Source organism: Akkermansia sp. GGCC_0220 (genome assembly GCF_017566105.1).
GTDB lineage: Bacteria > Verrucomicrobiota > Verrucomicrobiia > Verrucomicrobiales > Akkermansiaceae > Akkermansia > Akkermansia massiliensis.
In genome coordinates this window covers 1-8,210 of sequence record NZ_JABFCI010000028.1, presented here as the reverse complement: position 1 = coordinate 8,210, position 8,210 = coordinate 1, and the positions used below count along the sequence as shown (strand labels likewise).

The following is an 8,210-nucleotide window of genomic DNA, read 5'->3' as shown; positions in this document are numbered from 1 at the left end:
AGGACCAGAACAAGGACCAGAACAAGGACCAGAACAAGGACCAGAACAAGGACCAAGACAAGGACCAAGACAAGGATAACGCCGCGGGCAAGGAAAACAAGAGGGACGAAAATGAAATGAAAAACGCCCAGCTCCCCTCCTCCCCGGAAAAAGACAAGCTGCCTGAAACGCCCGGCATGGAAAAACCGCAGCCCAAGCCGCAGCCGGAAGAGGACAAGCCCGTACCGGTAGCCACGCAAAAGGAAAGCAAGGAGGAAAAGGAACGCCGGGAGGCAAGAGCCATCCTGATGGAACGCAGGGACATTGAACCCGGCTGCCCCGTTCCCCAGCGTTCGCCGGAAATTCCTCCGGACAAGGATTATTAACCCGTTCCGCCCGCATCCACGATGCCAACCCTTCAAACATATCCCGCAACATGATGAAAAAACTGCTCGCCATTCTTTCGCTCTTCTTCTGCATGACCGTCACGCTCATGGCTCAGCAGGTGGTCACCACCTGGCTGTCCGACGCCGTTGTGCCGGGAGAACAAACCCGCCTGTTCATCATCCTGACGGACGGCAGCATCGCCCGCCAGGACCCGCTTCCCAGGGTGAAGGGCGCCAGCCTGCGCTGGGTCAGCCAGGGCAACTATATCCGCTGGCCGGGGTCCCCCAACCAGTCCGCCTTCCTGATGGCCATTGAAGTAACTCCGGACGAAGTGGGCACCGTGGAAATCCCGTCCCTGACCCTGCAAGCCAACAACGGCCGCTCCTATACCACGCTTCCCCAGACGCTGACCGTCTACCCGTACAGCGCCATCAAGTGGAACACGCTGAACCTGAACGGCACTACGGTTCCGTACGGCATGCTGTGGCATGTGGACAACCAGAAGCCCTATGTCCACCAGCCGGACCGCTGCGAACTGAAAATTTATGCTCCGGAATACATTCTGGAATACACGGCGCCCACCATCACCACCTCCAACCTGGCTACATGGCGCTTTGAACCCACGCTGGTGGAATTGCTCCGCGGCCAGCCCCGCGGCTCCGTGCTCTATAAAGGCGTCAACTGGAACGTCATGACCTTCCAGAGCACTCTGTTCCCGCTGCGCGCCGGGGAAGTCACGGCGGCGGGCACTGTCACGGCACGCGCCGCCCTGCCGGAAGCGGACCCCCTCATCGCCAACTTCATCCGCTCGGAGGTGCTGGTGGAAATGTCCATTCCGGAAGTGAAAATCACGGCCCAGGAACTCCCGGAGGGAGCGCCCGCCTCTTTCACCAACGCTGTGGGGGACTTCCGCATCTCCGCCAGCACGGATGCCCGGGACCTCAGCGCCAATGAACCCATCACCGTTAAAATCAAGGTGACGGGCACGGGCAACATCCACAGCATTGCCTGCCCGGCCCTCACGGACGCTTCCAACTGGAAGCTTTACCCGCCCAACAAGCTGGACCCGGGCCAGAACACGCGCTCCATCCAGGGAACCGTGGAATTCCAGCAAATGATGCGCCCGATTGCCCAGACGGACGCCATCCCGCCCTTTGAACTCACCTTCTTTGACCCCAGCACGCAACAGTACAAAACCGTAACCACCTCCCCCATTCCCCTGGAATGGAAAGCCTCCGCCATCACCGGAACGGCGGCCGGCGGAGCCGCTCCCGCCACGCCGCCTCCGGCAGGCACCATTCCGGTAGCGGAAATGACGGACATTTACGGGATCATGCCCGCCGCCGTCATGAACGCCCTCACCGCTCCGGCCCACTGGGGATGGTACTTCCTGGCCTACATCCCCGCCGTCGTCCTGCTGGGCATGGCCCTGATCCGCTACATCCGGAGAGTCCAGAAGGAAAGCTTCACGGCCCGGGAACGCATGCGTTCCTTCCGGAGGCTCTCCTCCACGCCGCGCCAGGCCAGCTCCACGGAATTCCTGCGAGCCGCCGGCAACTTCATTGAATCCTACATTCCTCCTTCCAAGCAGAATGAAGAAATGAAAACCATCCTTCAGCTCCGGGATGACAGGGCGTTCAAGCCCTCCGGCTCTTCAGACGAACTGCCGCACGCGGAACGCCAGCACATGCTCCAGGCCATTAAAAAAGCCATCGCCAAGCTTCCCGTGCTCATCATGGCCGCCGTCCTGACCCTGTCCGTGGCCGGAGCAGCCGGAAACGCCGCGGAAACGGACAACCTGGGCGTGCAGGCCTATGAACAGGGAGAATACGCCAAGGCCATTGACTACTTCAGCAGGGAAAGCAACGATACGGACCTCTCCAAGTCGGAACGCGCCTATGCCAGCTTCGGCATCGGCAACTCCTACTACCGCATGAACAAGCCCGGTCTGGCCGCCCTCAACTACCGCCGCGCGCTGGAACTCTCCCCGTACTTCACGGAAGCCAGATACAACCTGCAATTCGTCGAACGCAAGGAGGGGGCCATCCTCCCCGCCAACACCACGGAAAACCAGTGGCTCACTTACATCAGCCATGATGCGCTCGGCCCCATCTCCATCCTGTCCGGCGCCGTCATGCTCACCTTCCTGGCGCTCCTGACCGTCACCCGCAGGCACGGGGCGCTGCTGACCATCCTGGCCACCCTCAGCGGACTGGTCACCGTGGCGGCCATCATGAACTACATCATGTACCCGGAAACCCCGGAATCCATCCCGGCGGACCGGCTGCTGGTCGTCACCCAGAAAACGCCCGGCAGGCACGCGGCGGACATGAACAGCCCGGCGGTCATCACCCTGCCGGAATCCACCCCGCTCATCCTGCGCGCGGAACGCGGCTCCTGGTACTACGCCAGCACCTTCCAGAACACGCCTGTCTGGATACCCAGGACGGACGCGCAGCCGCTGTAACGCTTTTTATCCCGCCCTCACCATGGGCCGCCCTTCCCGGAACACCGTATTTCCGGAAGGGCGGCCTTTTTTACGGCTGCGTTAAAACCCTCTTCGCAACCGGAAGAGGCTGGAACCAGAAAATGGCAGCACCTCTGATGCACCGTTCATGAGTGTTTTCCTCCCTTTTCCACTATGTGGCACGGAGATTTGCCGCCTTTCCCTGCTTCCTTTTTCCATTTCAAGTAGAAAAAATCTCCGGAAGGGCCCCTTCCGGAGACGCACAGGCGATTCCCCGGTCTCCATGAACAAAAAAAGCCAATGCCCCATCATATCCACAGGGCACGCGTGTATTAAAAACCGTTCGCTGGCGTCCTTCCGCCCCAGTTGACGCAAGGGCTTGCGGCGCTCCTGATGATGCGGGAAAAATCCGTGCGCCCCGTTTCGCCCGCGGGCCGGCCCGCACCATGGCTCACCAGGAATCCAGATGCACCTTCCTGCCCGGAGGCGGAAAAGCCTCGTCCAGCAAATCCACATCCTCCGCAGTCAGCTTAATGGACAAGCTCCGGTAATTCTCCTGAACATGTATGACGGAACCGGCCTTGGGGATAGCAATCATTCCGGGGCGGCGCAGAATCCAGGCCAGCGCGATCTGCACCGGGGTGGCCTCATGCTTCTGCGCAATCTCCATCAGAACCGGATTGCGGGACAGCCGCCCTTCATCCGCAGGCGAATAGGCCATCACGGGAATGTGGCGCTCCCGGCACCACGGCAGCAGGTCGTACTCCACGCCGCGATGGGCCAGATTATAAAGAATCTGGTTGGCGGCGCAGGAGACTCCCCCCGGGACGGCATAAAAACGCTCCATTTCCGGAACATCCATATTGCTGACGCCCCAGGCCTTTATCTTACCCTCCTGCTGCAGCTCAATCATGGAGGCAACCGTATCTTCAATGGGATGGGGACCGCTCCAGTGAAGCAGGAACAAATCCACGTAATCCGTCCGCAGCTTGTTCAGGCTCCGTTCGCAGGCGGCCTTGGTTCCGGTCCTGCTGGCGTTGCCGGGCAGAACCTTGGTAACCAGGAAAACACGGTCGCGCAATCCGCGGATCGCCGTTCCCACCAACTCCTCGTTGCCATACATCTCCGCCGTGTCAACCACGCTCATGCCAAGCTCAATGCCCGCACGCAGCGCCTCTACTTCTTCGGCTTCCCTCAAGGCGGATTTTCCCATCTTCCAGGTTCCCTGCCCTAGGGCGCAAACCTTCCGATGGTCCGGAAAAATTACTGAATGTTCCATCATCAACTATTCTTTCTACCTGATCGTACAATTCCATGCTGTATAAACCTTTGACAGCATGCGAGAAAAAAAGCTCAAGAATCAGGACGTTTCCCATGGCCGCCTCATCCAACTTCTTCTCCCCTTCTCCCGGCGCGGCGCAAAACACCCCTCATTAAAACATTACTCAACATGCTACTGGTGAACGCATTTTAAAACAACCTCCCATCCGGGCATGCCGGCATCAAAAAACCCGCGCAACCGTCCTGTCATACGTGCTGCGGGGGCACCCCGCCTCCTGCCTGAAAAAATCTTCTCCGTCCCTCTTCGGCAGGAGGCCGCCCCTCCGGCACTTCCCCTCTTTCCCGTGAACTTTATCCCTCCGCTCCTTCCGGAAAAGAATTTCTCCCGGCTCTTCACAGGAACGGCAGCCGCACGGCGGGAGAGGTACTCCGAACCATTCAGGCTGAAAATTGCCGGTGCCGATAGCCCAGGCCATAACCGTCCTCCTTCCGTGTGGCGACAGTACCTTCCGGGAAAATCCGCCTCTGCGGACAACCGCAGCCGCCCCCTCTCCGTTCAGCCCTGCAAAGGTAAAATCAATCAACCGGAGTCCACGCCATTTCTTATCGCGGCGCCGGCATCCGTCAACGCCTTAATCCCTCCACGGGCATTTCAACGCCGTTATTTCCCGGGATCTGCGGCTCCTTTCCGTTGCTCGCCCTGAATCGTCATTGCCTGATATTCCTGATAACCCGGGCCGGAACGCCGCCTACAATCGCGTTGGCCGGAACATCCCCGGTGACGACGGCCCCGGCGGCCACGATGGCATTTTCCCCCACCGTCACGCCGGGCAAAACGGTAGCCCCGGCCCCTATCCACGCCTTCCGTCCTATCACGATGGGGCGCCCATAAACATGACGGCGCAATTCCGGTTCCTCCGCGTGATTCTCCGTAATCAGCTTCACTCCCGGACCGATCAGCACGCCGTCACCAATCGTGATTCCGCCACGGTCCATGAACGTGCAGCCGCAATTCATGAATGCGTTCCTGCCGAATCGTGTAAAACGGCCGAAATCGGTATAAAAAGGCGGCACGATCCAAGTCGTTTCATCGATCAACTCCCCCGTCAATTCGCTCATGACAGCCCGCGTCTCTGCGGCATCATGGTAGCCCGCATTCAACTCTCCGGTGATGCGGAAGGCCCTCGTGATCAACTCTTCTATGACCGGGTACTCGGGATCGTCCAGCCGTATCAACTCTCCCCGGCGCATTCTTTCCAATATATCCATCTGTTTTTCTTTTCAATTCTTCAAGTGACAATATCCATGGACCATTCCGCGCCCATGGAACTACCGGGCGCCCCGGCAACGGGAAAGCGGAGAACCCTGAATAAAATCCATCCACTTACTCTTCTTGTACGCCATGGCCTTCTGCCAATGATGCAATAAAAGAGGCTCTCCCGTTCACACGGTCCCAATAAAACCTTTCCTTCCGTTCTCTAATCGTGTGCTCCGGGAACATTACCGGGAAAAAGCTTCCATGGGATACTCCCGGGCAGCACCAGGCCTCACTTCAGGTTTTTACTGAAAAAATCCGTCAATTTGTCAAAAGGGATCATATTCACCCGGTCGTACAGGTCCACATGCCCGGCCCTGGGCACCCGGTAAAGCTCCTTCGGCTCGGCGGCGCGCTTGTAGGCGTCTTCGCTGAACTCCCTGGAATGAGCTTCCTCCCCGGTGATGAAAAGCAGGGCGCGGGGAGAAATCGTCTCAATATCGGAAAACGGATAGAAATTCATGAACTTCACGTTGCTGGCAAGCGTCGGATGCGTGGTAAGCTCCGGCGACTGTCCCTCCGGAGTAAACTCGCCGCGGGGAGTGCGGTAGAACTCAAAAAACTCCCGCTCAATGGGACTGGAATCTTCGCGAAGTTCATGCACGGTCCCGCCGGTATACTTGACGGGTCCGCCGGAAAACTCCACATACCGCTGCTCCGCCGCTTCCGCCAGAATCTTCTTTCTCTGACCGGGTGTCTGCGAATTCCGGAGACCGTTCCGGCTGGCAGCCCCCATGTCGTACATGCTGACGGTCGCAATGGCCTTCAGGCGGGGATCAATCTTGGCGGCGCTGATGGCAAAACTGCCGCTGCCGCATATCCCGATCACGCCGATGCGGTCTCGGTCCACAAAAGGCCGCGTGCCCAAATAATCCGCGGCCGCGCTGAACGCCTCCGCATACATATCCGGAGAAACGGAATTCCTGGGTTCTCCGTCGCTCCCGCCCCAGAACGGTAAATCCAGGGCCAGCGTCACAAATCCCCGTTCCGCCATCTTCGCGGCGTACAGGTTCGCGCTCTGCTCCTTCACCGCTCCCATGGGATGGCCCACGATAATGGCGGGGCACCTGGCCTCCTTATCCATGTCCTTGGGCAGGAACAGGTTCCCGGCCACCTTCATGCGATACTGGTTATTGAACTTAACCTCCTGCTGGGAGACCCGGCCGCTCTTGTAAAAATTGTCCGCGTCCGAGGGCTTGTCCGCCGGAGAAGCCATGCTGCCGGACACGGCAAAAGCGCCCAGCGCGGTTGCCGCCAGAATTCCGGCGTTACGGGTGATGATAAATTTCGTATTCATTGGTTGTTCCTTCCTGTTTTATTGTTCCGGCGTTCCCACCGGACCCTGCCAATATTAACAGGCAGAGGAAAAAACAGGTAGCCCGGTCCTCCTGCATTATTGCCTGATCCTGCAAAATGAAACAAAATGAAGTTGCTCCCGCACCCTGCCTTGAATAACATGAAGCCTTCATGAAGGAAAAAGAAAAGGAACAGGGGGAAACGTCCGCCTCCCTGCCAACTCCTGCTTGCCGTCAACGGAAACCGCTGCGCCTTGCCGGAATGATTGCAGGCTGGACGGATGGGAAACACCAGGTGAGCACGGCCATTCCCGGGCTGGAGCTCCACCGCTGGGAATCCCCCACGGAACCGCACAGCTATATGTTTTCCCCCCATCTTTGCCTGATCGCACAAGGAACCAAGCAGATCCTGCTGGGGGACGAAGCCTACCTATATGATGCGCAAAGTTTTGTTGTTTCCTCCGTGGAGCTTCCCCTCGTCTCTAAAATCATGGAGGCCAGCCCGGAAAAACCTTACCTGGGATTGACGCTGGAACTGGATTTACAGGAAATCTCCCAACTGATGCTTCACGACAGCGTGGCCACGCGTCCGGAATGCCCCACAGACCGGGGCATCGGCGTCAGCAAAATGACTCCCGCCCTGCTCAATGCAGTGGAACGCCTGATGGAACTGCTGGAAACTCCCGCGGACATCCCCGTCTTCCTTCCACTGGTGCGGCAGGAAATCTATTACCGTCTCCTGATGGACGAACAGGGAGGGCGCCTGAGGCAGATCGTCGTGGCTGAAAGCCATAGCAGCCAGATAGCAAAAGCCATTGACTGGATAAAAAAGCACTTCGACCAGCCGTTGAGCATCGGGGAACTGGCAAGCCGCGCCGGCATGAGCCCGTCCAGCTTCCACCAGCACTTCCGTACCCTCACGGCCATCAGCCCGCTTCAATTCCAGAAACGCATCCGCCTCAATGAGGCCCGCCGCCTGATGCTTGTGGAAAACATGGACGCAGGAAACGCCTCCTTCCGCGTTGGGTACGAAAGCCCTACCCAATTCAACCGGGAATACAAGCGCATGTTCGGCAACCCGCCGCGGACGGACATTAAAAGGCTGCAAACCATGCCAATCTGAGAGGTAAACGGAAGAGAGCCGTCATCCCGTTCCACTACGGATTCTTACCGTCCTTTCTTAAAATAACAGGGGAACAGACCAAACACCAAACGATACGGTTGCGGAAAATAAAGCTTTGATCTGCTCCTCTTTCAAGAAGCAGTGCATGAGCGGCTTGCGCCCCGCGCAGACATGTGGACTTTCAATTAACGCACTCGTGAGAGTGCGACTAAAGATGCTTTCACGGATAGGGCCGCCGGAACCGTTTCAATCCACGCACTCGTGAGAGTGCGACATCACCAATTCCGGCGACGCGGAAGTGATGAAAAGTTTCAATCCACGCACTCGTGAGAGTGCGACCAGGCCATATAAGCCAGGGGACTT

At 58.3% G+C, this 8,210-nt stretch carries 5 protein-coding genes and 1 pseudogene; 3 read left to right on the top strand and 3 right to left on the bottom strand.

Annotated features, from left to right (window positions below; all coding sequences use genetic code 11):
- Positions 1 to 365: pseudogene (locus HJW02_RS12665) on the top strand (hypothetical protein); the annotation flags it as partial.
- A gap of 50 nt (positions 366 to 415) precedes the next feature.
- Positions 416 to 2,833, top strand: a complete 2,418-nt coding sequence (locus HJW02_RS12660) for a tetratricopeptide repeat protein (RefSeq protein WP_102722942.1) — start codon at positions 416 to 418, stop codon at positions 2,831 to 2,833.
- 451 nt (positions 2,834 to 3,284) lie between these two features.
- Here the strand turns inward: HJW02_RS12660 and HJW02_RS12655 are convergent, their stop codons facing one another.
- The 3 genes from HJW02_RS12655 to HJW02_RS12645 form a co-directional block, all read right to left on the bottom strand.
- Positions 3,285 to 4,112 (bottom strand): aldo/keto reductase, encoded by an 828-nt coding sequence (locus tag HJW02_RS12655; RefSeq protein WP_102722943.1) that lies wholly within the window; start codon positions 4,110 to 4,112, stop codon positions 3,285 to 3,287.
- 710 nt (positions 4,113 to 4,822) lie between these two features.
- Positions 4,823 to 5,383, bottom strand: a complete 561-nt coding sequence (locus HJW02_RS12650; RefSeq protein WP_102722940.1) for a sugar O-acetyltransferase — start codon at positions 5,381 to 5,383, stop codon at positions 4,823 to 4,825.
- A 278-nt stretch (positions 5,384 to 5,661) separates the two neighbouring features.
- Complete coding sequence (locus HJW02_RS12645) at positions 5,662 to 6,726, bottom strand: alpha/beta hydrolase (protein WP_022397216.1); 1,065 nt, start codon at positions 6,724 to 6,726, stop codon at positions 5,662 to 5,664.
- Positions 6,727 to 6,896: 170 nt separating this feature from the next.
- Between HJW02_RS12645 and HJW02_RS12640 the strand changes: the two genes are divergently transcribed.
- A complete protein-coding gene (locus HJW02_RS12640) occupies positions 6,897 to 7,847 on the top strand; it encodes an AraC family transcriptional regulator (RefSeq protein ID WP_102722939.1) in 951 nt (316 codons plus the stop codon).
- Positions 7,848 to 8,210 lie beyond the last annotated feature (363 nt).